Origin of the sequence: Leptospira vanthielii serovar Holland str. Waz Holland = ATCC 700522 (assembly GCF_000332455.1) — a bacterium.
Classification (GTDB): domain Bacteria; phylum Spirochaetota; class Leptospiria; order Leptospirales; family Leptospiraceae; genus Leptospira_A; species Leptospira_A vanthielii.
Window position 1 is genome coordinate 370,833 of record NZ_AOGY02000051.1, and the last position, 24,307, is coordinate 395,139.

At 39.7% G+C, this 24,307-nt stretch carries 25 protein-coding genes and 1 pseudogene; 10 read left to right on the plus strand and 16 right to left on the minus strand.

Features of this window, described 5'->3' with window-relative positions:
* The first annotated feature begins 5 nt into the window (after positions 1-5).
* The 6 genes from LEP1GSC199_RS12465 to LEP1GSC199_RS12490 are packed head-to-tail and all read left to right on the plus strand — an operon-like array spanning position 6 to position 5,869.
* The gene (locus tag LEP1GSC199_RS12465) at positions 6-1,262 is read left to right on the plus strand and encodes a hypothetical protein (protein ID WP_039926713.1); all 1,257 of its coding nucleotides are present in this window, start codon (positions 6-8) and stop codon (positions 1,260-1,262) included.
* Positions 1,240-2,370 carry a cysteine desulfurase family protein gene (locus tag LEP1GSC199_RS12470; protein ID WP_002982231.1) on the plus strand — a complete coding sequence of 377 codons (1,131 nt, stop codon included), beginning with the start codon at positions 1,240-1,242 and terminating at the stop codon, positions 2,368-2,370. Before LEP1GSC199_RS12465 ends, LEP1GSC199_RS12470 begins: the two co-directional genes overlap by 23 nt.
* Positions 2,371-2,382: 12 nt before the next feature.
* Positions 2,383-3,726, plus strand: a complete 1,344-nt coding sequence (locus LEP1GSC199_RS12475) for a CHAT domain-containing protein (RefSeq protein ID WP_002982579.1) — start codon at positions 2,383-2,385, stop codon at positions 3,724-3,726.
* Positions 3,723-4,751, plus strand: coding sequence for a hypothetical protein (locus LEP1GSC199_RS12480; protein WP_002982811.1), 1,029 nt, complete (start codon positions 3,723-3,725; stop codon positions 4,749-4,751). Before LEP1GSC199_RS12475 ends, LEP1GSC199_RS12480 begins: the two co-directional genes overlap by 4 nt.
* A complete protein-coding gene (locus tag LEP1GSC199_RS12485) occupies positions 4,748-5,317 on the plus strand; it encodes an RNA polymerase sigma factor (protein WP_002982288.1) in 570 nt (189 codons plus the stop codon). The genes LEP1GSC199_RS12480 and LEP1GSC199_RS12485 overlap by 4 nt, the downstream gene beginning before the upstream one ends.
* An 18-nt stretch (positions 5,318-5,335) precedes the next feature.
* Positions 5,336-5,869: a hypothetical protein gene (locus LEP1GSC199_RS12490; RefSeq protein ID WP_002982654.1), complete on the plus strand. Its 534-nt coding sequence runs from the start codon at positions 5,336-5,338 to the stop codon at positions 5,867-5,869.
* Positions 5,870-6,006: 137 nt separating this feature from the next.
* Here LEP1GSC199_RS12490 and ychF read toward each other — a convergent pair whose 3' ends face one another.
* From ychF to LEP1GSC199_RS12520, 6 genes are read right to left on the minus strand one after another with little or no spacing between them, the layout of a single operon-like run.
* Complete coding sequence (gene ychF / locus LEP1GSC199_RS12495) at positions 6,007-7,104, minus strand: redox-regulated ATPase YchF (protein ID WP_002982313.1); 1,098 nt, start codon at positions 7,102-7,104, stop codon at positions 6,007-6,009.
* Between the two features lie 48 nt (positions 7,105-7,152).
* Positions 7,153-7,644: a hypothetical protein gene (locus tag LEP1GSC199_RS12500; protein ID WP_002982997.1), complete on the minus strand. Its 492-nt coding sequence runs from the start codon at positions 7,642-7,644 to the stop codon at positions 7,153-7,155.
* A complete protein-coding gene (locus LEP1GSC199_RS12505; protein WP_002982973.1) occupies positions 7,641-8,372 on the minus strand; it encodes an RluA family pseudouridine synthase in 732 nt (243 codons plus the stop codon). The genes LEP1GSC199_RS12500 and LEP1GSC199_RS12505 overlap by 4 nt, the downstream gene beginning before the upstream one ends.
* Positions 8,329-9,201 (minus strand): DUF2797 domain-containing protein, encoded by an 873-nt coding sequence (locus tag LEP1GSC199_RS12510; RefSeq protein ID WP_039926717.1) that lies wholly within the window; start codon positions 9,199-9,201, stop codon positions 8,329-8,331. The genes LEP1GSC199_RS12505 and LEP1GSC199_RS12510 overlap by 44 nt, the downstream gene beginning before the upstream one ends.
* Before the next feature lie 3 nt (positions 9,202-9,204).
* The gene (locus LEP1GSC199_RS12515; RefSeq protein WP_232420769.1) at positions 9,205-9,843 is read right to left on the minus strand and encodes an LIC_11883 family protein; all 639 of its coding nucleotides are present in this window, start codon (positions 9,841-9,843) and stop codon (positions 9,205-9,207) included.
* On the minus strand, positions 9,806-11,050 hold the full coding sequence (locus tag LEP1GSC199_RS12520; RefSeq protein ID WP_039926719.1) for an exo-beta-N-acetylmuramidase NamZ family protein: 1,245 nt from the start codon (positions 11,048-11,050) through the stop codon (positions 9,806-9,808). Before LEP1GSC199_RS12520 ends, LEP1GSC199_RS12515 begins: the two co-directional genes overlap by 38 nt.
* Before the next feature lie 51 nt (positions 11,051-11,101).
* Between LEP1GSC199_RS12520 and LEP1GSC199_RS12525 the strand changes: the two genes are divergently transcribed.
* Positions 11,102-12,328, plus strand: a complete 1,227-nt coding sequence (locus LEP1GSC199_RS12525) for a lipoprotein LipL46 (RefSeq protein ID WP_002982616.1) — start codon at positions 11,102-11,104, stop codon at positions 12,326-12,328.
* A gap of 8 nt (positions 12,329-12,336) precedes the next feature.
* On the opposite strand, the gene LEP1GSC199_RS12530 is transcribed toward LEP1GSC199_RS12525, so the two are convergent.
* The 3 genes and pseudogenes from LEP1GSC199_RS12530 to LEP1GSC199_RS12540 form a co-directional block, all read right to left on the minus strand.
* Entirely contained in the window at positions 12,337-12,717 is a 381-nt protein-coding gene (locus LEP1GSC199_RS12530; protein WP_039926721.1) for a response regulator, read from the minus strand.
* Positions 12,714-13,988, minus strand: coding sequence for a sensor histidine kinase (locus tag LEP1GSC199_RS12535; protein WP_002983070.1), 1,275 nt, complete (start codon positions 13,986-13,988; stop codon positions 12,714-12,716). The genes LEP1GSC199_RS12530 and LEP1GSC199_RS12535 overlap by 4 nt, the downstream gene beginning before the upstream one ends.
* A 46-nt stretch (positions 13,989-14,034) precedes the next feature.
* Positions 14,035-14,575: pseudogene (locus tag LEP1GSC199_RS12540) on the minus strand (rhodanese-like domain-containing protein).
* A 104-nt stretch (positions 14,576-14,679) separates the two neighbouring features.
* Here LEP1GSC199_RS12540 and LEP1GSC199_RS12545 point away from each other — a divergent pair.
* On the plus strand, positions 14,680-15,192 hold the full coding sequence (locus tag LEP1GSC199_RS12545) for a peptidylprolyl isomerase (RefSeq protein WP_002983165.1): 513 nt from the start codon (positions 14,680-14,682) through the stop codon (positions 15,190-15,192).
* Between the two features lie 40 nt (positions 15,193-15,232).
* Complete coding sequence (locus LEP1GSC199_RS21460; protein WP_002982297.1) at positions 15,233-15,397, plus strand: hypothetical protein; 165 nt, start codon at positions 15,233-15,235, stop codon at positions 15,395-15,397.
* 9 nt (positions 15,398-15,406) lie between these two features.
* Here LEP1GSC199_RS21460 and LEP1GSC199_RS12550 read toward each other — a convergent pair whose 3' ends face one another.
* On the minus strand, positions 15,407-17,260 hold the full coding sequence (locus LEP1GSC199_RS12550) for a monovalent cation:proton antiporter-2 (CPA2) family protein (protein WP_002982449.1): 1,854 nt from the start codon (positions 17,258-17,260) through the stop codon (positions 15,407-15,409).
* Positions 17,253-17,795, minus strand: a complete 543-nt coding sequence (locus LEP1GSC199_RS12555; RefSeq protein WP_002982952.1) for an NAD(P)H-dependent oxidoreductase — start codon at positions 17,793-17,795, stop codon at positions 17,253-17,255. Before LEP1GSC199_RS12555 ends, LEP1GSC199_RS12550 begins: the two co-directional genes overlap by 8 nt.
* Before the next feature lie 59 nt (positions 17,796-17,854).
* Here LEP1GSC199_RS12555 and LEP1GSC199_RS12560 point away from each other — a divergent pair, with 59 nt between their 5' ends.
* On the plus strand, positions 17,855-19,495 hold the full coding sequence (locus LEP1GSC199_RS12560; RefSeq protein WP_232420770.1) for a DedA family protein: 1,641 nt from the start codon (positions 17,855-17,857) through the stop codon (positions 19,493-19,495).
* Here the strand turns inward: LEP1GSC199_RS12560 and LEP1GSC199_RS12565 are convergent.
* The 5 genes from LEP1GSC199_RS12565 to LEP1GSC199_RS12585 form a co-directional block, all read right to left on the minus strand.
* Positions 19,471-19,872: a hypothetical protein gene (locus LEP1GSC199_RS12565; protein ID WP_002983274.1), complete on the minus strand. Its 402-nt coding sequence runs from the start codon at positions 19,870-19,872 to the stop codon at positions 19,471-19,473. The genes LEP1GSC199_RS12560 and LEP1GSC199_RS12565 overlap by 25 nt on opposite strands.
* Positions 19,873-20,721: an alpha/beta fold hydrolase gene (locus LEP1GSC199_RS12570; protein WP_002982393.1), complete on the minus strand. Its 849-nt coding sequence runs from the start codon at positions 20,719-20,721 to the stop codon at positions 19,873-19,875.
* Positions 20,718-22,010, minus strand: coding sequence for an adenylate/guanylate cyclase domain-containing protein (locus tag LEP1GSC199_RS12575; protein WP_002983154.1), 1,293 nt, complete (start codon positions 22,008-22,010; stop codon positions 20,718-20,720). Before LEP1GSC199_RS12575 ends, LEP1GSC199_RS12570 begins: the two co-directional genes overlap by 4 nt.
* 251 nt (positions 22,011-22,261) lie before the next feature.
* Positions 22,262-23,146, minus strand: coding sequence for a TIGR04452 family lipoprotein (locus LEP1GSC199_RS12580; protein ID WP_002983172.1), 885 nt, complete (start codon positions 23,144-23,146; stop codon positions 22,262-22,264).
* 179 nt (positions 23,147-23,325) lie between these two features.
* The gene (locus LEP1GSC199_RS12585) at positions 23,326-24,174 is read right to left on the minus strand and encodes a flagellin N-terminal helical domain-containing protein (protein ID WP_002982274.1); all 849 of its coding nucleotides are present in this window, start codon (positions 24,172-24,174) and stop codon (positions 23,326-23,328) included.
* Positions 24,175-24,307 lie beyond the last annotated feature (133 nt).

Here is a 24,307-nt window from a genome sequence, read left to right on the forward strand (position 1 = left end):
AATCCTTGAACCAAATCTTCCGAGAAAATTTAAAATACATCCTGGCTGTTCTCATCGTGTGGGCAATCACTTTCCCATGGATTCTGAGAAACAAGGACACGATCCTTGCCAAATTCACCCTCGCCTACAATTCGTTTTTTGGTTATCCCAATCCTCGGATCGCACACCAGCTCATCGCCAAAGGGGATGCTGTACTCGAAGGACGTAAAGAAGGTGGAACAGACATCCTCCAAACCATTAACCAATTCTTCAGCTCTGAAGAAAATACCAAAGGCAGCATCTTACCATTGGATTTGGCTCTTATGGAAAAAGCCTGTTTGTACTTTCGAAGTAAAGAACATGTAGAGGATCATTTTTTAGAACTGACTTGGCGAGAAAAAGCTAGGGACTGGGGCTCACCCCTCTTCTTAAAAATGGCACCTCAAGGGGAACTCACACTCGGACCCAATCCCAAAGATTACTGGAATTCCCATATTGACGCAGTACTTACAGCACTTGACTACTACAAACGCGCGTTACGTTTTTCTGGTCCAGAACTCCTTGCTCCCAAAAAAATCGAATCGGTTGCCTGGGCAAGTTGCCGGCCAAATGAAATTTTACTTGGTTATAAAACCCACATGTTGGAAACGGAAAACTTTGTTTTAAAAAAACTTACCGAACTAGAAAAGGTTCCGAGTGGACTCAGTGCCGTACAAAAACGTAGTGTGGTTTTATCTTCCATCAAACGCAGTGATTTTTCGGAAGTCTCCGCCAATGATTATTTAGAATCTTTACTCCGCCAAATCTTACTCACTGGAATGAAAAACTTTTCTCCAAGAGAGATGGATGATATCTATGAAAGAATTCTTTACTTTGTCGGAGCCGATGAAAAAGAATATTTAAAGTTTAAATTCCGCCGAGGAGAACTTTTTTTCCAATTGGGACGAGAAGAAGAAATCTATTACAAACGAGCCGCCACAGAATTTAAAGAAGCGGCGAATATCCAACTGGCGGCAGAAATTGAAGACATCAATCTACCGGCTCTTCTTGTCCACGAATTTGAATCAAAAATGAAGGAAGCAGAGTCTTACCACAAATTGAAAGAAAACTCAAAAAGTCTAACCATTTTGGATGCACTAAAACCAAAACTACGCAATGTCGACGAACGAAGTGTAGGTGGCAAAAAAGACGATATCCTAAAACCCTATCATAATGTAACTAGATCCGTCCTTCGCAAACTGGGTCGCTACGAAGAAGCCGATGAAATCCCATTTAACGAATGATATAAAGTATTTTGATTACAATGCCACACACCCACCTTTTCCTGAAATTCTGGAAACTTGTTTGGCTGAATATCTCGAAGGATATTTTAATCCTTCGGGAATCACTCGGTTTTCTTTAAAAAACCAAGGAAAAATCGAACAAACAAGGAAATATTTTTCTTCCATAACCAAAGGACAGGAAAAACAATTTGTTTTTTCTGCGACAGGTACAGAGGCAAATTATCTTCTTATCCAAAGTTTGCGTGTTTTGTATCCTGCTTTAGATTCAGTTATTGTATCACCTTTTGAACATTCTAGTATGTATGCGGCTTTGGAATCCTATGGATTTACTTCTGATTTAATCCAAACGAACAAAACAGGAATCATCCACTTAAAGGATCTAGAAAAAAAACTAAAAGAAAATCCAAGGCCTGTGGTTTGTCTTTATGCAGGAAACGAAACAGGTGTCATCCAACCCGCAGAAGAAATTTCTAAACTAACAAAAGAATATGGGCAAGTTTTTTATAGTGATCTGATGCAGGGTTTTTGCAAAGTCAATGTTCCTTATTCTTTATTTGATGGATTTACATTTTCAGGCCATAAAATTGGGGCTGGAATGGGTGCTGCTGTCACTTACCTTCCCAAAACAGACTCTCGTTTTCAAGTGTTTGGTGGTGGTAACCAAGAAAATGAACATAGAGCCGGTACAGAAAATACCTTTGCCATTGAATGTTTACGCCGAGTCACAGAAATCCAACTTGAGCATTTAGAAGAAAAGAACAAACGACTCAGTCACTTTCAATCACTGCTTGAAGAAAAATTGGAGACCTTGGGTTGTATCATCATCGCAAAATCATCAAATAGACTTCCCAATACAACTTTCCTGATCCTTCCCATTCAATCCGTAGATTTTTTCTTACTCGGGATGGAAGAAAAAGGAGTTTTAGTCTCAACGGGAAGTTCTTGTAAGTCGAGAGCCAGAGAAGCTTCCAAATCACTTTTACATATGGGTTACTCAGAAGAGGAAGCCTTGCGATGTATCCGTATCTCTACGGGTTATTTTACAAATGAAAAAGATGTGAATACCCTACTCGTCGCAATCGAAGATTTACTCCACAAGTTCCGATAAAATCGAATTACAATGAAACTTAGAATTATCGCCAAATACTCGATAGATGGGGAAAAAGACGGAGAGTGCATTTGGGAAGAAAAACAAGAAAACTTTGGAAGTGTAGAACAAACAACCAAGTTCTCTGGCAAAATTCTTAATGAATTCCAAAAGGACTGGTCACTTTTTGTCGAAAGAGTTCTTTCCCAAAACTTGAGTAAAGATGAGTTCCTAGCAAAATTGGGAAAAAAATCAGATAGTTTAGAACAAATTGTATTTGGGAAATCCCTTCCTTTTTGGCGAAATCCTGGATTTCGAGGTTCTATCCAAATTCTCATTGATCCAGAATTTTCGCCTATCCCTTGGGAGATTTTGCGCACCCACAAAGGTTTTTTGTTCCAAGATAAGGATTACCGCAGAGGAATTCGAATCGAAACCACTCAAAAAGAAAACGGACAAAAAGCCGACGGGATCCTACTTGTCTGTAACCCAGTAAACCAGAACCTAATTACTACAGTAAATGAAGAATGTAAGATTTTATACCCCATCCTTGAAAAAAAACTCAAACTCCGTATTCTAAAAGAGAATCATCTAACGAGAATCAGGTTCATAGAGGAAACCAATTCAGTAAAGTATCTCCACTATGTTGGGCATACGGAAAAACGAGGTATTCCTGTCGGAGAAAATGATTTTTTAAATTCGAAAGATCTTTCTGCACATTCTTTTTCAAACCTAAACTTAGTTTTTTTTAACAGTTGTTACTCTTCTTTCGATTCTTATGAACAATCAGGATTAACTACAGGGTTTTTAAAAGCTGGTGCCAAAGAAGTGATAGGATTTTTATTTCCCGTAGAAACCAATATGGCCAAAGACATTGGGATCAAATTTTGGAAGTACTTTTTAAAGACAAAAAACTCACACAAGTCTTTAGAAAAAATTAGGAAAACTTTATACAATGGGTCAGCAAAAGAAATAGTAACAGCTATTAGTTTGGTTCACTTTTCTACACAAAACCCAACCTCACAATCCAGACGGATCCTAGGCATAACATTTGTTTTGTTATTTTTATTTTTTTTCATTGTGTTTTCAAGAGGTAAGAAAGAACCTATCAGGGTAGAGAGTTTCGATATTTCTGAACCAAGAAACGTTTTACAAAAAAAACAGAGAACTTCGACAGTTATTCCCAAAGACCCTGTTCTGGATAAAATCTCCCGTTTAAAAAATTCAGAATTCCGCACAATGGCGACATCCTTTTTAACGACAAAACACGAATTACTAGACGATTCGCAAAAGAGAGAGTTGTTAGATTCTATTTTTTCAAAAGATATATCCGAAGAAAAAATGTATTACGAATTCAAAACCAGGAGTGGATTTTGAAGTCTCTCCCGAAAACTTTTATTTTACTGCTTTTTATCTCCTTTCCTCTGCTTGCAGAATGGTTTCCTAAGTCCAAATCCTTTGATGAAATATGGAATACATTCGACTCGAACCAAAACCTATTCAGCCAAGCCTATGGAGTGCAAACTCGGGATATAATTCGAACAGAAACTGCCGCAGAAGTACAAGATTTTTTATACTATTGGAAGATTTGTAATCAATCGGAGATCAAAGACCTAACTGAAATTCTACGGTATATTTCATTTTATGATGCCATTCTCATAGTAAGGCAATGTTCAGAAGCAAACAAAGATGAAGTAACACAGTTAGAAAAACAGACGAAGAAAAAAATCTTTGATTTAATTGTGTTACCCAAATTTGAAATTCTAGAGTCAGAAATAACAAATGAAGAACTTATTCCACTCGTTTCAGAACTAAGAAAGGAATGGGAAAAAACTATATACGTATTCTCTAATTTATATAAATCTCAGGAAGTTTTGCTACTAGGGAAAGAGAAGGAATACACACTGGCAATCAACCGAGTTTTGTATTCAGAAATGCCGGAAACCAGAAGGAAAACATTAATCCTTCGACTTTTGCAGGATATGAAACAACAGAACAAAAACACTTATCAATTGTTTTATTATTCAAAACAAAATCCTTGGTCTGTATCTAATCTAAATGAGGAAAACTCTGAGTCAAAAAAATTCTATTTATCCTTACTCGACGAATGGAAGTTAGATCCCGATTTTGACCTAGAGAATCTACCTTCGTTAAAAGAATTCCATACTTGTTTAGAAGAAATTCCAATTACAAACCAGAAAATTCGTTTATTAGGATTTTTTGGTTTTTTCAGTGACTACGGCCGTTTCACTACAAAAGACCAAACATCTTTTTCACAAGCAAACCAAACTCGTGTTCGGTTTATTCGGCAAACTCTTTTCCGTTCGCATCATTTTCAAAAAAGATTAGAAAATGTACTGACATCTTGTAAAAATTCCGTCCAATTCGTAAAAGAACTATGAGTGATGAGATTCGGAAGTTAATCGACAACTGCCTTCTAGGAGAACGTACTGCTTGGCAAGAGTTGATTCGAAAATTCCACAGACTCATTGTTGGTACTTGTGCGCACTATGTTCCCAGGGACGAAGTCACTGATACCTCACAACAGGTGTATCTAAAACTTACAGAAAACGATTACCACCTCCTGCGAAAATTTAAAGGAGATAGCCTTCCTGCATTTATTATCTATTTAAGTGAAATTTCCAAAAATATAAGTATGTCTCAGACAAGATCCATTCGTCGGTATGAGTATCGAGAGGGAATTTCTTTGGATTTGAGCATCGATATTTTAGATGATAGACAGAACCAAGAAGATGTCTTTTTTGCATGGGAAGAGAAACGAGAGTTTTACGACCTCATAGAAGGATTAGATGAGGCTCATAAAGAAATTCTCATCCTACGTTTGAAAGGATACAAATTCAAAGAAATTGCCGAAATCCTGGATGTTCCACTAGGAACGGTCCTCGCAAGGGCCAATCGGGCGAAAGAAAAGATAAAAAAAATCCTTACAAAGGAAATAAAGCCTTAGCGGGGGGAAATAAATACTATGGAACCAAAAGATCCGAATGAATTTATGAACCGACTCAAATTAAAAGAAGCGCTATACCTCATGTCCCAAGGGGAAGATGCGGACTCACCTACAGTCGATCGGATTTTAAAAACCGTTCTCCCTGAGTCGAGTTCCACCATTCAAATCTACTTACAATTGATCAAAGACCAGCTAAAGTTCATCACGAGCGATCTGGTAGAGATGCTTCTTTCCCCAGACCTAGCCTTCCGTGGGGCGGGAAATACTACCGGTGGCGCTTTTCGTGTCCACAGGCAAGTGGGTGGGCGTGATTTCGACTTCATTTTCCAACCCAATGCCGAGAAAAACCAAGTTTACCTGTCGGTTGAGGCTTCCCATTGTGAACGCCTATCGGCCAAACTGTTTTTAGACGGGGCCCCTGTGGAGACCTTACCGAAACTAGGATCCCATTCCATGTTCGATTCTCCCATCACTCTGGATTCCAGTCCAGAGCTTGCGATTTTTGAATCCGGCAGAGAGATCGGCCGGTATCATTTTATGTTACAATCGTAATTTTTTTCGAACGAGATGCAATAAAGTCTCAGTTTGTAGTCATTAATTGTGTGAGAAACGTTCCTGATTTTAGGAACCTACTTTCTTTTCCAAACTAGTTCACACTTCAAAATCCCGGCGAAAGTCGGGATTCTTTTTTAAGCGTTCACTCGGAAGTAAATGACATCCCCGTCTTGGACAATGTATTCTTTCCCTTCCACTCGGAGTTTCCCTTCATCTTTGACCTTGGTTGCATCCCCTGTCCGGTCAATGTCTTCGTAACGTAAGACCTCAGCTCGGATGTACCCTTTTTCAAAATCGGAATGGATAACACTTGCAGCCACAGGTCCCGTACTTCCCTGGTGGGTGGTCCAAGCTCTCACTTCTTCCACACCCGCAGTAAAGAAGGTCAAAAGCCCCAGGAGTTTGTAAGAGGCACGAATCATTCTAGATAGTCCTGATTCCTTTTCACCGATTTCTTCTAAAAAGGCAATTTGGTCTTCTTTTTCGAGTCCTGAAATTTCTTCTTCAAACCGACCACATAACACAACAACAGGTGCTCCCTCTTTGGTAGCAAAGTCGACGATGATTTTAACCAGTGGGTTTTCAGTCGTTTTTACATCGGTATCTAAAATATTTGCCACATATAACACTGGTTTAATGGTAATGAGATTGAATTTTTTGGCAATTTTTTGTTCTTCTTCGCCAAGTTCCACGGTAGAAGCACGATTTCCTTTTTTTAGGGCATCTAGGATTTTATCCATAACTGCTAAAATTTCGGTAGCTTCTTTGTTTCCGGTTTTGGCAGTTTTTGCGACGCGTTGTTGTTGTTTTTCTAAACTGTCTAAATCGGCAAGGATAAGTTCATAATTAATGACAGTGATGTCTTCGATAGGATCGACCTTACCGTGAACATGTGTTATGTTTTCGTCTTGGAAGGCACGAACCACGTGGCAAATGGCATCCACTTCCCGGATATGAGATAAAAACTGGTTTCCAAGGCCTTCACCCTGGCTTGCCCCTTTTACAAGGCCTGCAATGTCTACAAACTCGATCATTGTGGGGACCGTTCGTTTGGGTTTGTAAACTTCAGCTAAACGGTTTAGTCTCTCATCTGGAACTTCTACCACACCGGTGTTGGGTTCTATTGTACAAAACGGATAGTTGGCAGCTTGCGCTCCTGCCTTAGTGAGTGCATTAAAAATAGTCGACTTACCGACGTTCGGGAGACCTACAATTCCACAATTCAAAGCCATACGGATAGGTTTTTATCCAGAGACCGTAAGACAAGGAAAATTGCTCTCCTAGTTTTGAAATCCGGTCTCGAGATATACGGAAGTTAAATAGAAAATGGATGTGAGAATCACAACCAAATATCCCATAGAGTAAATTTTCCCGATTCGTTTCCAAGGATAACGGTCATACAAATGAAGGTTCATAGTGATAAACTCAGGTGTAGGATCTGGTGGCAGGACATCTTCCCTGCCGGACTTTCTCCAAACGAGTTGTCTTTCTGGCAAACCCAATTGGAAAAACTCTGCCGACTTTCCTTCTGTAAAAACAGCCAAAAGGAGAGTTGGGATTTCGAAGTACTTAAATGTAATGATTCCAGAAAAACTGGTGAGGATGGCTAGATAGTTGATCACAACAATGAGAGGGCTTGCCGTATAACTCGAACTAAACAACAAATACAAATAAACGATAAGAAAAAATATCGAAACATATTTGGCGATCCGAGAAAGGATCTTATATAATTTTTGCTCTTTTAAAAAATGATGGAAAACTTCGTTTTTCATTCTGTTTTGTTTGGGACGGAAAGTGGTTTCCCCACACGGTCTAAAAATTCCTTTGGGATTTCCGTCTCCACCCACTGTTTTTGACCTTGGAAGTCGGTAAAGCACAATCGAAAGGAATGTAAATACATTCGTTTTTCTTCAGTCTCAGTTTTTGAATTTGAATAGACCTGATCTCCAAGAACTGGATGCCCAAGTTCACGAAGCATAACACGAATTTGGTGCCTCCTACCAGTTAGAATTTTGGCAAGTCCAAAAGAACATTTTTTTTCTGGGTGCTGCGAGAGGATGGTAAATTCCGTGATGGCTTTTTTTCCTCCACTCCAAACCATTTGAACTTCTTTGTTACCATCTTTTAAAAAACATTCGAAACGTTTCTCTTTCCAATCGGGAACACCGGAACATAAAAAAATATATTCTTTCTCGGCATTCATTAATAATGAATCGATTTCTTTATTTTTATCAGGAGTTTTTCCAAGTAGAACAATTCCACTCGTTCCCAAATCCAACCGGTTGGCCGTCCGTAATTCAGGGAAATTGAGATACCCGGCAAGAAGTCTTGTGAAGTCTTTTCGGTTTGGGTCTTTGGTTTCATGGACAGGAAGACCGGCTGGTTTTTCTGCGAGTAAAAACTCATCACATTCATACAGAATGTTGGTGGTGAATCCACCTTTTAAGCGAATCTCTCTACGCGGAGACTTCAATCCAAAGACCACTGAGACTACGGACATTGATCACTCCCGACTGAAACAAAAGATACTGTCCTTTGATTCCCACAAGGGTATCGGTGATGGGAGTTTCTTTGGTCAGTTTGAGGGATTTGATTTTACCAGGATAGGAATCGATGGGATATGAAATTTCTATGATTTCCTTTAGATCCAAACGGTTCCAAACAAGTTTGGATTTGCTATCAGGAGGAGAAAGGAATTCGTTTTTTTCCAAATGGTTTAAAAACTTACCAGCTTCCCGCACCAAATCCATGTCAGGCGGATCACCCGCCACCATCTTTTGCCAAGATGTTTTGTCTGGCAAAAACTGACTTAAAAAATGTTCTAAAATGCCTGCATCCCTTCGAGATTCTACTTCTAAAATGGGAATCCCAAACCTCGCCCCTTGGTCTACCCAACGATTGGATACAGGATTTTCTTTTGTAATTCCTACTTTGAGTCCACTGGAGTTCGCAAAATACACAGTGTGTTTTTTGAAACAATTTTTGAGGCCCCAGTCGGGTTCTCTGCAAGTTCCTTTGTGGTGGTGGCAGGTTTCTGGTCGCAGTATACAAAGATCGTTTTCGGCTAAGTTTGTAAAACAGGTAAAACAATGGCCTTGGCTAAAAGACTTCTTTGTTTTTTTCCCACAATGCAGACAACGAATTTCATCATTGGTACTTAGGGTAATTTTTTTTCCAATCCAAGACTCCACTGGGCTTTCGGAAGTAGATTCAGTTGCTGTTAGATCTTTTTTGTCTACTTGAGAATAGACCGCTGTTTCCCAAAAATAGGAAACAGGCCTTAGACCTTTGTGCGACATTTTTCTAACATATCCTTGGATCGTTGGCATAATTTAGAAGGAATACTCTTTTACTTCTTCAGGAAAATAGTCCTTGTTTACATTCACAAAAAGTAAACCAACAAGGCTTGGAATCGGAGTGGACGAATCCCATTTAAAAATAACGAGAGTTTGGCGAAAAAGGTAATGAGAAATTTGCCCTTTTGGCCCGTAAAAAAGTTTCAATTGGTCTTCTCCTTCACCAAGAAAAACCACCTTTCCATTCAGGTTTGGCGACTTTTGTTTGATGAGTTTGATGATGACCTTTCCACCAGGATATACATCTTCCGGATCCGATGCTTCTGTTGCCTCTCCTGCACTCACTCCAGAACTCGGAGCCACTTCGAGTGTGGTTCCTTCATAGTCCAAATAGTTACAAGGGAAGTCTCCCGGCATACTTGGAAAATTTTCAGAACAAGGAGTGTAAACCGATTCCCTTTCTTCAGCCTCTCCGTAGGTAACGAGAAGTGTAGAGCGAATGGTAGCAAAGGCCACTGATTTCAAAGCCTTGGCTGTTTTGTTTTTCGGAACTGTTTTTAATTCCTTTTCAGAAGCAAATACTGTGAGCGTAAAAAGAAAAATAGAAAATATAAATAGAATCCGTTTCATCCTAACCTCAATACAACAAATAAGGCTCAATTTTTTTGCCTTCATTTTCTTCTTCTGATAAATAAGTTTTATGGAAGTCAGAAAAACTTTTTCCTTCATTGATAGAAGTTCGGAAATGGTCGTTCCCCCAAAGTTGGTCTACCCAATGGTTTGAGGCACCCTTACTCCACTTAAAATCATTGGGATAGGTTTCTTTCATAAGCCGTATCAAATCATAAGCCAGTTGGATGGGATCATAGTCCGGCCGAACCAAATTCATTCGTAGGCCTGAGCAGATTTTACCTTTATGGGGACCAAAGGTGGGTTTAAAATACACAGGAGAAAAATAATAGGATTTCGATCCAATACTCGCAAGTTTACTCGCAAGTTCCTCTGGGTTTGTCATCCAAGGAGCTCCGAAATAAACAAAGGGAGCTTGGGTTCCCCGACCCACAGAGACATTCACTCCCTCAAGTAAAACTAAGGAAAGGTAGTTTCTTGCAGAGTCCACCATAGGTAAGTTTGGTGAAGGAGTGGTCCAAGGAATTCCCGTATCTTCAAAATACATTCCCCGGCGATATCCTTCTACCGGAACGATAAGAACATCTACACTGTCTTTTAAATATTCCTTATTATAAAACCTTGTGGCCTCACCGATGGTCATCCCCGTGATGAGAAGAGAGGGAAACTCTCCTGCGAAATTCAAATTACGAGGATTCATTTTTTCACCCATAGGAGGAAGGTGCATCGCCACATGGATATGATCGAGAACAATGAGTTTTGTTTTAGTATTCTTCATCGCATCCATCAGGCGCTTTAGAACACTCAAATAAGTATAACAACGCATACCTACATCTTGCACATCAAAAACTACATAATCGACTTCCTTCACGAGTTCCCGTAATTCCGAATCTTTAATCCGATAGATATGATACAAAGGACGATTAAAAGTAGAGTCCATAGTGACAGGGGTTTGACTAAACTCTTCTTCTAACCCAAGAAACCCATGTTCGAGTCCAATCAAATGTTCGAGAGTGATTTTATGTTTTTCTAAGGATGTGATGATCTTTTTTGGATTGGTTCCAATTCCCGAAGGATTGGTCGCAAGCATCAATTTTTTTCCCGCCATAGTCGGGAGGACTTTTTCATAAAAAATGTCCGAAGACACCCGCAACTTGGAATCATTCGGGTGAACACGAAATTGCGGAACTGTGTTCCCATGGCAAGCAAGGACTAGAAAGCAGAGAGAAAACCTAAAAAAGTAATTGGTCATGTAAGTATATGTTTCTATAATATAGCAAATCTTCAAGGAGAAATGTCCTTCATGTTCAACCGACTTCGATTGGCTCCCTTAACCGGAGTTCTCATCCTTACTATTTTGGCATGTGCCGGATCCAATTCAGCCCAAAAACAACCTACGCTTCCAGACAACGTGGTGACAGCTATGGGAGAGGCACCTATCTACCAAGGAGACTTGGCTCTTGCAAGAAACAAGGCTTTGAAGGATGCAAAACTCAATGCCATCCGTAAACTCGTAGGCGAACAGATTACAGAAAAATCGGGAGTGTCTGACGGCCAATCACTCGGCTCCAAACTCTATGGAAAAACGGACAGTTTCGTAAAAAAATACGACATCATCAGTGAAGAACAATGGAAATTGGATACTCAAGACATGATCCGTTTGAACGTACGCTGTGAAGTGGAAGCAACCAAACTTTCCACTGCCGTGGATGCCCTTCTGGATGACGTAGGGAACCCTAGGATTGCTGTCCTTGTCCAAACCGTAGTCAATGGAAAGTCTTATCCCATTGGATCGGCAACGAACATTGCAGAAGCAGAACTCATTGAAAAACTCCGCACCAAAGGAAACAAGGTTGTGGATAGTTCCCAACTCACAGCCCTCTTAAAAAAGAATCCTAGTCTTGCCAAACTTGACCTCACTTCCGTCGAGGAAGGAAGTCCTCTTCTCACTCTGGCCCAAGATTCTGGAGCTGAAGTTTTGATTATCGCCAAAGTAACCACCACGGACCAAAAACCAGTGGTTTTACCTGGTGGGAAAAAAACCGATTTTTTAAGTTCGGCGGCCACAGGTCCTTACCGCATCATCCAACTTTGGGGGGATGGTAAAATTTTTGGATCAGGAAGTTTGGAAGGACGGGGGGCTGACATCACCCAAGAAGTTTCCAGAGAACAAGCCGTCAAAGATTGGGCAAACCTTGTATCGAATAAAGTGGGAAAACAAATCAAAGATGAGTGGTTCAAACTTACAGAACAAAATACTGTCATCTTAAAATTCAAAGGACTCGGACTAGAAGATGCCATTAACTTCAAAAACGATTTGATGGAATACACTTCTGTGAAACAAATCAATGATCGCAAAACAGAAATGAATGGATCGGAATGGGAACTCACCTATCCGGGAAAAGAATCTATGTTTGCCGAAGAGTTGATGTATAAAAAAGATTCTAGTTTTCGTTTTTTAAGTAGTAAAACGCTTAGCATCAATAGCTCTAAACGTGGCGTTGTAGAAGTCGAATTTAGAAATAAATAAACAAAGGTTTATTCTCCATTTCCTGCAGAGAGAAACAAACTAATCTCTGTAGGATCAAATGGTTTCGAAAAATAACGAGCCACCTTCTTTTCCCCAATCGCCTTTTCTATGTCAGGTGTTAGGTCATATCCAGTTAAGATACAGTAAGTAATGTTGGGACGGATTTCCTGGGCTTTTGTAATAAACTCCAAACCGTTCATCTTAGGCATCCGCATATCACTGATGACAAATTTTACATCCTGATTTTCTGCAAGTTCCTCTATGGCCTCTTGTCCAGATTGAGCAACAATCACTTCAAACTCATTTCGAAAGTATTCACGAAACAAATACAAATTTAGGATTTCGTCATCCACATAAAGTAACTTTTGTTTGGTTGTGATTTGATTCATACTTGTAAGGGGAGTTTGATCCGAAAGATGGTTCCCTTTCCCCATTCCGATTCCATCTCCATAGAACCTGCATGATCCTGAATGATTTTATAGGCGATTGGTAAACCAAGTCCCACTCCTTTCCCTGGTTCTTTCGTTGTAAAAAATGGGTTTCTGATCTGGTTTTGGTGTTCCTTACGTATCCCCACCCCCGTATCCGAGATCAGAATGATCGCAGACTGAGAATCGCGGGTGGACCTGACACCTAAGGTTAAGGTGCCAGACCTTCCTTCCATGGCTTGGATGGCATTGGTGAGTATATTCAAAAACACCTGGTGGATTTTTCCCGAATTTCCTTTTACCACTAATGGTTGTGAGTGGAAATCTTTCTCTACCGAAATCCTTTCCCTAAGCGAATGACCAAGCATCACAAGGCAGTTTTCCAAAATATCATGTAAGTCAAATCGTTCATCCACGGAATCTCCACTGCGGGTGAATTGATTTAGACCCTTCACAATTTTGGACGTGCGCTCCACTCCTTCCTTGATTGCTTCTAAATACAATTTTGTTTTTTCCGATTCTAAAGAAGAGCCTTCTAAAATACCTCTAACCCCGAAGTAACCACCAAGGATAAAGTTCAAAGGATTGTTGATTTCATGAGCAATGCCTGCGGAAAGTAAACCAAGGCTTGCCATCTTTTCTGATTCGATGAGTTGGTTTTGTCTTTCCTTTAGTTCATCTAATGTTTGTTTGAGTTCGCTCGTTCTTTCTTCTACAAGAGATTCCAATTCATGATTGTTTTGTTCCAAACGACTTTCATATTCTGACCTTTCCAATTCGGCGGCAATCCTTCCTGAAAAAATTTGGAATAAGGTAAGGATTTGGTCTTTGTTATGGATTTCTGTTTCAAAAAGACCTACAATCAAACCGATCACTTCCTTTTTGGAATTGAGTAAGGGAGAACCAATGTAACCTTCAATCTTCATTTCAATCAGAAGTTGGTCGAAGGGAAAGAATTTTTGCACCTCAGTGGGATAGTAACAAACAGAATTGTCAAACACCTGCGCACAAGGTGTATCCTTTAAGGAATAAGCCATGTTTTCAGCGATCACTCCGTTGGCCACAAGCGAGATCGTCTTTGATTCGTATTTTTCCTTATCAAAGATAGCAATGAAGGTATAATCCGCCTGGATGGTAGAAGCTAATTTGAGTGTAAGCCTGTCTAAAAATTCGTTCCCAAAGGTATTGGAAACGGCTTCAATGATATCGGAAAGAAGTTCACCTTGGATCATGAATTTATTTCCAGAAGACTATCAAAAGATTCATGGTCAACCGAATTCAAGGTGCCGGAGAATCTGTGACAAGAGGAAGGACTGTTTTTTTCACATCGAGGAGTGGCCCTAGTTCATAGATGGATTCATACCCGTAGGCTTTTAGCGAATTGTAAGTGGAGAGATTGAGAGATGCCGCAGGACTCTTGGCCGCAAAGGCTTCCTGGTTTCCTTCAAAATTATTATTACAATAAATTAGAATTTTGGATTTTTTTTTCCGGGATAATTTCGGCTAACGATTCTTTGGTGAACTCGGTAAAGGGGAGATTCTTTGCTCCCTGAATGTGCAAAAGATGGAACCTGCTTTCACTCCGTGCATCGAGTAAAACAACACCTTCCTCCGACATCAACTTCAGAAACTGATCTTCAGTTAGGCGGTGTGTTTCCCTTTCTTTTTCCGAACGATTGACTATTCTTTTAAACTCACCATAATCAATGAGTTTGTTTTCTATCGGAACCGGTTTTGATTTACCCTTTTTCTTTTTGGAAGATTCCGAAACCAGTGGGATAGTAACAAATACGAGTAAAATCAATACGAACGGTTTCATGATAGAATCTCCTACAAAAACAGACTTAGAGTGTATAAGGGTGGCGCGGGAACTCAAACCTTTTTTCGGCTTGCCAGGGGAATTCAAGGATTTGTGATACATGAATGAGCGCACTTAGAGCAATTATTAAAACAAACAAAGGCGAAATTCGCATCGATTTGTTTCCGGACAAAACACCAAACACTGTAGCAAACTTCGTAAACCTTGCACAAAGGAATTTTTACAACGGACTTAAATTCCACCGAGTGATTGCGGACTTTATGGTGCAAGGCGGATGCCCCCTAGGAACAGGAACGGGCGGACCTGGTTATAAATTCCGAGATGAATTTGATTCTAGTTTAAAACACAACAAACCAGGGATTCTTTCTATGGCCAACGCAGGTCCCGGAACCAACGGTAGTCAATTTTTTATCACCCATGTCCCGACTCCTTGGCTTGATGGAAAACATTCTGTATTTGGTGCTGTTGTGGATGATTCCGACCAAGAAGTGGTCAATGCCATCCGACAAGGGGATGTTTTGGAATCGATCACTATCGAAGGCGATACAACTTCCGTCTTAGCTGTAGCAAAACCACTTTTGGATGAGTGGAACCAGATCCTCGATTCTAAAAAATAAAGATTGATTCTCTCCTTTTGTTTTCGAAAGTCTAAAGATTATGAAGACAAAAGGAAAAGAAAAACAAGTCTCCCAAATCAAACTGGCTTCTAGAATGATTTTTTCTATGAAACCAACAAAAGTTAAACCCTCTAAAAAACTCTATTCTCGAAAGAAAAAAGAAGACCATTCGGGAATAGAGTTTCTACTTTCTATTCTCTCTTAAATCCAAACCTTACCTCTCCATCTCACTCCACGGGTCCCTACCCAATTCTTCTTCCTGACCTAAGTCTACTAACATCAATCGTTCCAGTTCCGCATTTCTTTGTTTGGCTAAACTCATGTACTGCACGCGGTCTTGCCTAAGTTCAAAAAGTTCATGGAAGGTCTCATCATCGTGTTTGAGAAATAGGTTCTTTGCCTTTTCTGCCGTATAGGACCTTGTCCCAAGGAGTCTCAATACATCCCTTCCCATAAGCACAGCCGTTTCTCTCGTCTCCCGATAGATGTACTGAACCCCCATTTCCTTCAGGTCATAAGCCCCTTCTCTGTCCCCAGCCCTTGCCACGATTTTAATATTGGGATAGTGTTGGCTCACGTTCCGAATGAGTTCCGCTTGTTTTTCTGGATTGTCCAAAGCAGCCACAAGGACCTTGGCATGTTCGAGGCCCGCCGCTTCTAATAACTCCAAACGAGTGGCATCTCCAAAATAAACCTTAAACCCGAACCGACCAAGCATCTCCACCCGGTCTGCATCAAAATCTAAAATGGTAATTCCAATGGCGTTGGATCTGAGGAATCGACCAAGCATGTTTCCAAATCGACCGAACCCACAAATGATGACAGGGTTTTCTTGTTTATGGATGTTTTGTTCTGTTTGTTTTTTGGGGATTTTGGATTCCAAAAATCCAAAAATGGTTTTTTCATATAACAAAAGTAAAATGGGAGTAAGGGCCATACTGACAGCCACACAAGCCACGAGAATAATGATGGTCTCCTCTTGGAAAAGACCCAAACCTTCCGAATATCCAAAAAGTACAAAAGAAAATTCACCCACTTGAGAAAGTGCTAAGGAAAAATATAGATTTTGATCTAACGGAAGCCGAAACACAAGTCCCAGTAAAAAAAGAACTAGGGCTTTCGTAAAAATAATCCCAAACACAATTCCTAAAATTTTAGAGGGACTTTGCATTACTACAGGTAGGTCCATTGAGGCACCGACACTTAAAAAAAACAATCCTAACAGTAAACCTTTGAAGGGTTCAATATTACTTTCTAGCTCATGACGAAACTCACTACTAGCAAGCACCACTCCGCCAAGAAAAGTCCCAAGGGCAGCGGACACCCCCACAGCTCCCATAAGCACTGAAATGGCAATGACAAGTAACAAACTAGCACCGGTAAAAATTTCCCGATTCCCTGATTTGGCAAGTAACCGAAAAAAAGGACTGAGTAAATACTTACCCACAAGAATGATTCCAATCACAACAGAAAGAACAACCAAGGTTTTCACATAACCGGGAAAATGTTCAATTAGAGAATGGCCATGAGAGGAAGTTGCCACATCCGAATCGCTTAACATAGGAAAGATGGCAAGGATAGGAATCACAGCCATATCTTGAAACAAAAGTACAGAAAATGCAGCTTGGCCAGAAACAGATTTCATAAGGCCCTTTTCTTTCAAAGTTTGCAAAACTATGGCCGTAGAAGATAAGGAAAGAATCAGACCAAGAGCCAGGGCCGGTTTCCATTGGAAACCGAATCCAAAAGAAAAGGCTGCCGTAATCGCTGTGGTGAGGATGATTTGTAATCCACCAAGGCCAAGTAACCAAAATTTGAGCCGCCAGAGAAGGTCCAATTCCAATTCTAAACCAATGGCAAAAAGCATCATCACCACACCAAATTCGGCAAAGTGTAACATATCTTTTCCTTCTGTTCCCACAAACCCAAAAACAAAAGGACCAATCACAATTCCGGCAATCAGATACCCTAGGACCGATCCAAGCCCGAGCCTGTTTGCAATGGGTACAATAATGATGGCACTTGTGAGATAAATCAGAGCTTGGATAAAAAAACTAAGTTCATTCATAAATGCCACCTAACAATTGATTGATAAATTTAAAATACCGGTTGGATTCTTTTTGTAAATCCAGTTCATTCAACTGAAAAGTTCCTTGGACCAAAAAAGGTTTTAGAAAATTCATACCGCAGAGTTCTGCTGTTCTACGAAAAGGGAGAAGAAAGTCCTCAGTCTCATACCCATGAAACCCAGTTTTCGAATAAGCATCCCTTGACCCACCCGTCGTAATGACTTGAATCCATTTTTTTCCTAACAATTGGTTGCCCCCAGGTCCATAAGCCCAACCATCCTCAAGTACCATATCAATCCATAATTTCATAAGTGGAGGGCAACTATACCAGTACAAGGGATGTTGGAATAAAATGATTTGGTGGTCTGCCAATAATTTTTGTTCAGCCTTTACATTGATAGAAAAATTGGGATATTCTTCATATAAATCATGTAAGGTGATATTTTCTGAATTTGGGATAGAATCCAAAAGCATTTGATTGGCTTTCGACTTCTCAAGTGCAGGGTGGACAAGCAGAATCAAAATTTTGGGCATACGGGACAAATTCACAAAATCCATAGATTGGTAAAACGTAAAAAAAAATTAGTTTTCCATTGACCTCGATTGTAAATATCTTTCAGATTTCTTCTGTGACAATACTTTCGATTTTTTTTTCGACCTTTGTATCCGAAGACCTGACTTGTATTGCCGCAGGACTCCTAGCCAAAGAAGGAAAACTATCCTTACCCTTAGCCATTCTCAGTACTGGACTTGGCATTTTTGTGGGGGATTGCCTCTTATATCTTGGTGGGTATCTTGTTAGGCGAGGAATCGTAAAATGGAATTTTTTACTCAACCTTCAAAAAAAATGGGAATCCACGAAAGTCCTCACGAATTGGAAACGTCACTATAAGAAGTCAATTTTTCTTTCTCGATTTTTCCCAGGGACCAGGCTTCCTCTCTATTTCAGCAGTGGTTTTTTTGCCCTTCCCTTCTTTTCTTTTTTCTATATTAGTTTGTTTGCCGTTACAATTTGGACAATCACCTTTGTTTCTTTGGTTTATCTCTATGGAAATTTAGTGAGTTTGTATGGAAGTCCAGACCATTCAATTCTTTTGAGTTTGGGTGTTGGTCTTAGTTTCTATCTCTTATACAGAATTCTACGCATAACTATTGATCCCTCGGAAAGAGAGAAATTCATTCTCTTGTTAAAAACACTCAATCAATTGGAATTTTGGCCGGCTTCTCTCTTTTACCTACCCCTTGTTCCCTATCTTTTCTATTTGGCTCTACGGTATCGGGGACTTCGTTACATTACGGTTGTGAATCCTGGAATCTTAGCTTCTGGGATTGCCGGAGAATCCAAATCAGAGATCTTAAATCTCATTCCGGGAGATAGGGTTGCAAGTTACCAATTTCTTTCTAAAGATGAAAAAGACCCAGAAAGTCGAATTCAAAATTGGATGGTCCAAAAAAACTTAGAATTTCCTATCATCGCCAAACCAGACAAAGGCGAACGTGGATTTTTGATCAAAAAACTGCACTCGCTTGAAGAAACTTCCACCCTCCTCAAATCTTATCCGATGGATTGGCTTTTCCAAGAATATTTAGAAGGTCCTTATGAAGTGGGTGTTTTTTATTATCGTGTCCCCAGAGAGAAACAAGGAAAGATATTCTCCATTACCGATAAAGTTTTTCCAGAGGTCACAGGAGATGGTATCTGTGACCTGAAAACACTCATCACAAACCATCCCAGGTTTCGTTTCCAAAAGGAGGCTCATATTAAACACAACAAATACCAATTAGATAGAATTTTACAAGTAGGGGAAACCATCCCTATCGGTTCCATTGGAAATCATATCCAAGGTTGTATGTTCCAAGACGGAAACCATTGGAGGACATTAGAGATGGAAAAAATACTCATCTCTATTGGAGATTCCATTCCTGGTTTTTATTTTGGAAGGTTTGACATTCGATTTTCTGATCCAGAAAAATTTCAGTTAGGACTTGGTTTTAAAATTATTGAACTGAATGGTGCGACAAGTGAATCCACCAATCTTTATGATCCTAAATTTTCTATTTTTGAAAGTTATTCTATATTATTTCGCCAATGGAAAATTCTATTTCAGATCGGTTATGAAAACTATAAAGTTGGTGTTCCCTTATATCCTTACAAAAAACTCTACCACTTAGTGCAAAACCATCGGAAATACAAAGCGAGCTTCTCTGATCAATCCCAATACTCATTTAGATAAGGAATCTTTTTTCTTTCAACATACAAAAGATAAGTGGATAAAGAAAATACAACTAAAGCCAAAACAAAAAGAAAACCGCCATCGTTTTGCACCACAATACCCAAAAAAACAAAATGAGACAATACAGCACCTAACATTAAATTAAAACCCATAAGGGCTCCAAACCACACAAAACGTGGAACTAACAAAAATAAAACACAGAAGGTTTCCAATACAGCAAGTCCATACCTCCCCCAAGGTTCCATTCCCAAAACAGAAAATATAAATTTTGATTCTTCGGATCCTGAAAATTTAAAATACAATGTTTGCCCTATGATGATGGCCGCAACAAACCGAGCCGCATGAAAAAAAATGGATCCCATTTCTGGTAACTTCACTTAAGAACCCTCCGTTAACAAAATCTCTTTAATTTCTGCAAAACTTGTCCAGGGAATGAAATGATTTTCACCCTCTAAGATTTGAATCTTATGTTTTATCATTGGTTTCCATTTCGTAAAGTAATAAATGTTCTCTAAAGGAACCAACTTATCCATCTCTCCGTGAAGAGAAAAAATATCTAAAGGATAATTTCCTAATATTGTTGTTAGTTTTTCCAAATCTGACTTTAATGTATACATCTCTTCATTGCTATGAACCCAAGACTTAGGGAGGATCCATTTGACAAACGTAACACTCGCTAATTTGTTATACCAATACAACTCCTCTAAATTTGGATCAGCGGGACTAGAAAGTAAAAAACATTTCCAAACAATGGGATAAGAAGGATCTTTCTCCATCGCAATGACAAGAGAAACCGGCCCACCATAAGAATGGCCTACGACATATCCGTTAGTAAAAGAATGGGATTCCTTTTTAAAGTAATTTAGAAGAGCAGCATGGATCGCTTTGCCTTGGGTAAAGATATCCGGAAAAGATACTTGGTTCATAGACTGTCCATAACCCAATCTGTCTGGAACCAATATACAAAACTGAGTTTGTAAGTCTTTGTCGTTTAGATAGGACAGAAAGTCAGAAGAAGAACCCGGTGACCCATGAATGAAAACCAAAAGTTTTTTTTTGTTTTTACAATCATTGGATAAAAAATGAATTTCGGTTTGTTCTGATTGCAAGGTATGGCTTTCTACCTTCTCCCCTCCTTCTAAAGAATGATTCACACAAAATAGAAACTGGAAAATGAAAAGGGGCAAAAGAGAAATAGAAATACCTTGCCTCACATTTAGATTCATTCGATTTCATCACTACTTGCAAAAAGAGCTCCCGATTCATAAAGACGTTTGAAAAGAACATTGGGTTGTTTGGGATTTAGAATATCAGCATATTCTGGTAAAAATCCTTTGACTAAGTACATTTCAATGTCGGCTTTATTTTTGATAGAGACAAAACCCCTCGGTTCACATTCAAAGTAAGACTTTACTTCTGCGAATATTTGGGAAGATATATTCACCTCTCCTGTTAGTCCCGAACTTTCCAGACGACTGGCAGTGTTTACCGTATCTCCCCAAACATCGTAGGCGAATTTATCCGTTCCGACCACGCCAGCCACCAGTGGACCTACGTGGATTCCGAGACGAATCTCCCAAAACTCCCTTCCTCGTAAGGCATGGATTTCTTTTTGTTCGGCCATATAAGATTGGAATGCTAGACCACATAACACCGAATCAACGGGATTGGTCCTATTTTCCTCAGGAATTCCACCCACAGCCATGTAGGCATCTCCAATGGTTTTGATTTTTTCTAAACTATATTCCTTACACAAACGATCGAACTCACGAAAAATTGTATCCAATTCTCCGACAAGTTCTTCCGCATTCATCTTCTCTGCAATTTTTGTAAACCCTGCCATATCACAAAAGAGAACTGAGGCAGATTCGTATCGTTTGGGAATCACACGGGCTTCCCTTTTTAACTCATCGGCAATGGACTCTGGTAAAATGTTTAAGAGCAATGTTTCCGATTTTTTTCTCTCCACATTTAAGTTTCTACTCAAAATAAAAATCAGAATTCCTGTAAGGATTTGGACAAATAGGTAATTTCCCCCGGCATCCAAATACCGATCCAAATCTGTTTCATAAGTTGTCACCCAATCGCGATGATAAAATTCTAAAACATACAAAGAAGCAGATAAAAGGATATAAAGAGAATAAACGATAAACACATTGTGATTTCGAATGAGGATCAGGGCAATGACAAGGGCCGGGATGAGATAATAATGATTTCCACCGAGAGAACCACCGTTAAAAAACCACATAGCTGATAGGTAAAAGAGAATGGTTAAATTGAAAGGCCAATATAAGGAAAAATAGATACTCTTTACTCGGCTTAAATAATACATCACAAGCATAAGTAGGCCTGAACCCACATTGAGTGCGGTGAGAATCACATAGTTTTCTAAATAAAGAACTCCAAACACCCCAAGCAAATTGAGAAGACCATTTACAAGAGAAACCGTATTAAACAGTCTATGTTCGAGGGAGTGTTTTTTCGGATCTCCGAGAAAGAAGTATATCCATTTCATTGTAATTGGTAAGTATCCCTCCTGAAACGAAGTGGATTCAACCTTTTTTCTAGGATTGGATTAGTATGGATTCAAATAATGAAGTTATTTACCTTTAAGATACATCCAAAATTGGTGTATTGATCGTTTCCATATTACAGTGTTTGCTTCGAATTAAACCAAAGCCACCAGACGATTGATCCTTCAAAATTTATAGAAGTATTGTATGTATCTTCGAATTCCAACGAAGATACATTTTCTCGTTACCTAAATTAAAATCCTAACAAATTCACTTCCTCTAATTTACACTCATTTCCTTTTAAGGCAGCGGTTCCATTGCCATCTAACCCAGAGGAAATAATAGAGAGAGGTTTATTACAAAAGGAAACTTCTCGGACGTTACCAAAAGAGGAACTTAATATTGCTGTTTGGAGCAAAGAAATATTAGTTAGACCTTCCTTACACTTATCTAACGATTCTTTTGTATAGTATTTATCATCCTCGATTCCGGAAACTGACTTTTGTATTTCTGGAGCTATTAAAAAGGATAAAAAAGAACTACTAACAGAAGAAGGAGTGGTGCTTGCAGTCGTTGTTGCCAGGATTCTAATATAAGCTGCTGTAGTACATCGAATCGCAAGACAACTTGATGGAGAATCAGCGGTGGTTGTCGACGTTAAAGTCAAACCCGCAACGATCGCACCCGCACAGACACCTGCGCTTACCGTATAGGTACAAGATGCCGTAGAACTAGTATTTGCCGTCTGTAGCACCTTCAGCATATAGGTCGTATTGGGAGCAGAAACATTGGATCGAAAATATAATGTGCCACCTGCTTTTGCATCTAAATCAACATAATTATTAGCTGCTGGCAAAGTAAAATTTGCCGAGGTATTATCATTTGCAGAACCTAGAATGGCGTTTGGATCTGTCGGGCATACAAAACTTGAGCTTGAACTGGAAGAACCAGCTGAACTTGCCGAAGATAAAAGAAGAGGTAACGACAACAGGTCTAAGTTACTATTCAAATCCCTAATCTGTTTTTTCGCATCCTTTCCCTTAACTCCCATTGGCGAGTAAATCTCAGAACAACTGATAAAAGCGAATATCATTCCTAAAAATAAAACTTTTCTCATATAACCTGCGTTTTTTGACATAGATAACATCCAAATTCTGGCCTATTTTCCGTCAAGTAATTCTTGTTACACTAAGAAATGATCTATCTGGGAAAAAGAAAATTAAGAATCATTCCAATGAATCAACAAAAAAGCCCCTCCCCGAAGTATCCTTCGAGAAGAGGCAACCGTCTTTAAGGCAACTCTTGCCTTACTACGACTTAAGCATTATTCAAAAGTCGTAATACAGAATTTGGCCGAAGACTGGCTTGCGCTAACATTGCCGTACCGCTTTGCACGAGAATTTGTTTCGTCGTGAGCGCTACCATCTCCTCTGCCATATCTGCGTCCCTAATCCTTGATTCGGATGCTTGCATATTTTCGTATGCACCCATGAGGCCTTTAGCAGTACTTTCGAGCCTATTTTGATAAGCTCCCATATCTGCTCTCTGCTTCATGATCTTGTTCAAGGCGAAGTCCGCTTTAGCAATCGCTTCATCTGCTTTTCCAGGTGTAGAGAGAGCAATTTTCACTGCCCCTTCTGACATCTTTAGAGCTTTCGAAGTCATAGTTCCAATGTAGAAACGCTCTCTTTGCCTGGCGTTTGCTCCCATGTGAAACCACATCGATGCCTTAGTTGACTTGCGAGCGAAGTCTCCTTCAAACAGTTTCATTTTATTGAACTCTGCTTGAGAAGCGATTCGATCGATCTCATCCACCAGCGCAGATACTTCTACCTGCACGAGCTGCCTGTCCTCAGGTGTGTAGATTCCGTTCGATGTCTGGATCGCAAGGGTCCGGATTCGTTGGATGATTTCTGCCGACTGGTCGAGGTAACCCTCTGCAGTCTGGATGAAACTCAGTCCATCTTCCGTATTCCTTTCGGCCTGACGTAAACCACGAATTTGTGTTCGTAGTTTTTCCGAAACAGCAAGACCAGAAGCATCATCACCGGCAAGGTTAATCCTTTGCCCAGTGGAGAGGTTCCTCATGGTCTTATCTACATCCCATTGTGTAAACTTGAGAGCACGATGTGATTGAATCGCACTCATGTTGTGATTGATAATCATTGGCCTACACTCCTTTGTGTATAACCAAGAACGGTATATGTTTCGTTCTTAGCCGGACAATCCCTGTCCGGTGTCAAGGATGAGCTTTCATATTGCCACCTGGCAGGGGAAAGCCGGCTGATTATCTAATTAC

Bases quoted from the DNA above. Each gene is read 5' to 3' on its own strand.
- LEP1GSC199_RS12515 (WP_232420769.1), bottom strand. From the start codon at position 9,843: ATGAAGGCAAAAAAATTGAGCCTTATTTGTTGTATTGAGGTTAGGATG.
- LEP1GSC199_RS12505 (WP_002982973.1), bottom strand. From the start codon at position 8,372: ATGTCCGTAGTCTCAGTGGTCTTTGGATTGAAGTCTCCGCGTAGAGAG.
- LEP1GSC199_RS12580 (WP_002983172.1), bottom strand. From the start codon at position 23,146: ATGTCAAAAAACGCAGGTTATATGAGAAAAGTTTTATTTTTAGGAATG.
- LEP1GSC199_RS12470 (WP_002982231.1), top strand. From the start codon at position 1,240: ATGAAATCCCATTTAACGAATGATATAAAGTATTTTGATTACAATGCC.
- LEP1GSC199_RS12535 (WP_002983070.1), bottom strand. From the start codon at position 13,988: ATGATCCAAGGTGAACTTCTTTCCGATATCATTGAAGCCGTTTCCAAT.
- LEP1GSC199_RS12585 (WP_002982274.1), bottom strand. From the start codon at position 24,174: ATGATTATCAATCACAACATGAGTGCGATTCAATCACATCGTGCTCTC.
- LEP1GSC199_RS12545 (WP_002983165.1), top strand. From the start codon at position 14,680: ATGAGCGCACTTAGAGCAATTATTAAAACAAACAAAGGCGAAATTCGC.
- LEP1GSC199_RS12575 (WP_002983154.1), bottom strand. From the start codon at position 22,010: ATGAAATGGATATACTTCTTTCTCGGAGATCCGAAAAAACACTCCCTC.
- LEP1GSC199_RS12570 (WP_002982393.1), bottom strand. From the start codon at position 20,721: ATGAATCTAAATGTGAGGCAAGGTATTTCTATTTCTCTTTTGCCCCTT.
- LEP1GSC199_RS12520 (WP_039926719.1), bottom strand. From the start codon at position 11,050: ATGACCAATTACTTTTTTAGGTTTTCTCTCTGCTTTCTAGTCCTTGCT.
- LEP1GSC199_RS12475 (WP_002982579.1), top strand. From the start codon at position 2,383: ATGAAACTTAGAATTATCGCCAAATACTCGATAGATGGGGAAAAAGAC.
- LEP1GSC199_RS12500 (WP_002982997.1), bottom strand. From the start codon at position 7,644: ATGAAAAACGAAGTTTTCCATCATTTTTTAAAAGAGCAAAAATTATAT.
- LEP1GSC199_RS12490 (WP_002982654.1), top strand. From the start codon at position 5,336: ATGGAACCAAAAGATCCGAATGAATTTATGAACCGACTCAAATTAAAA.
- LEP1GSC199_RS12485 (WP_002982288.1), top strand. From the start codon at position 4,748: ATGAGTGATGAGATTCGGAAGTTAATCGACAACTGCCTTCTAGGAGAA.
- LEP1GSC199_RS12510 (WP_039926717.1), bottom strand. From the start codon at position 9,201: ATGCCAACGATCCAAGGATATGTTAGAAAAATGTCGCACAAAGGTCTA.
- LEP1GSC199_RS12530 (WP_039926721.1), bottom strand. From the start codon at position 12,717: ATGAATCAAATCACAACCAAACAAAAGTTACTTTATGTGGATGACGAA.
- LEP1GSC199_RS21460 (WP_002982297.1), top strand. From the start codon at position 15,233: ATGAAGACAAAAGGAAAAGAAAAACAAGTCTCCCAAATCAAACTGGCT.
- ychF (WP_002982313.1), bottom strand. From the start codon at position 7,104: ATGGCTTTGAATTGTGGAATTGTAGGTCTCCCGAACGTCGGTAAGTCG.
- LEP1GSC199_RS12555 (WP_002982952.1), bottom strand. From the start codon at position 17,795: ATGCCCAAAATTTTGATTCTGCTTGTCCACCCTGCACTTGAGAAGTCG.
- LEP1GSC199_RS12550 (WP_002982449.1), bottom strand. From the start codon at position 17,260: ATGAATGAACTTAGTTTTTTTATCCAAGCTCTGATTTATCTCACAAGT.
- LEP1GSC199_RS12525 (WP_002982616.1), top strand. From the start codon at position 11,102: ATGTTCAACCGACTTCGATTGGCTCCCTTAACCGGAGTTCTCATCCTT.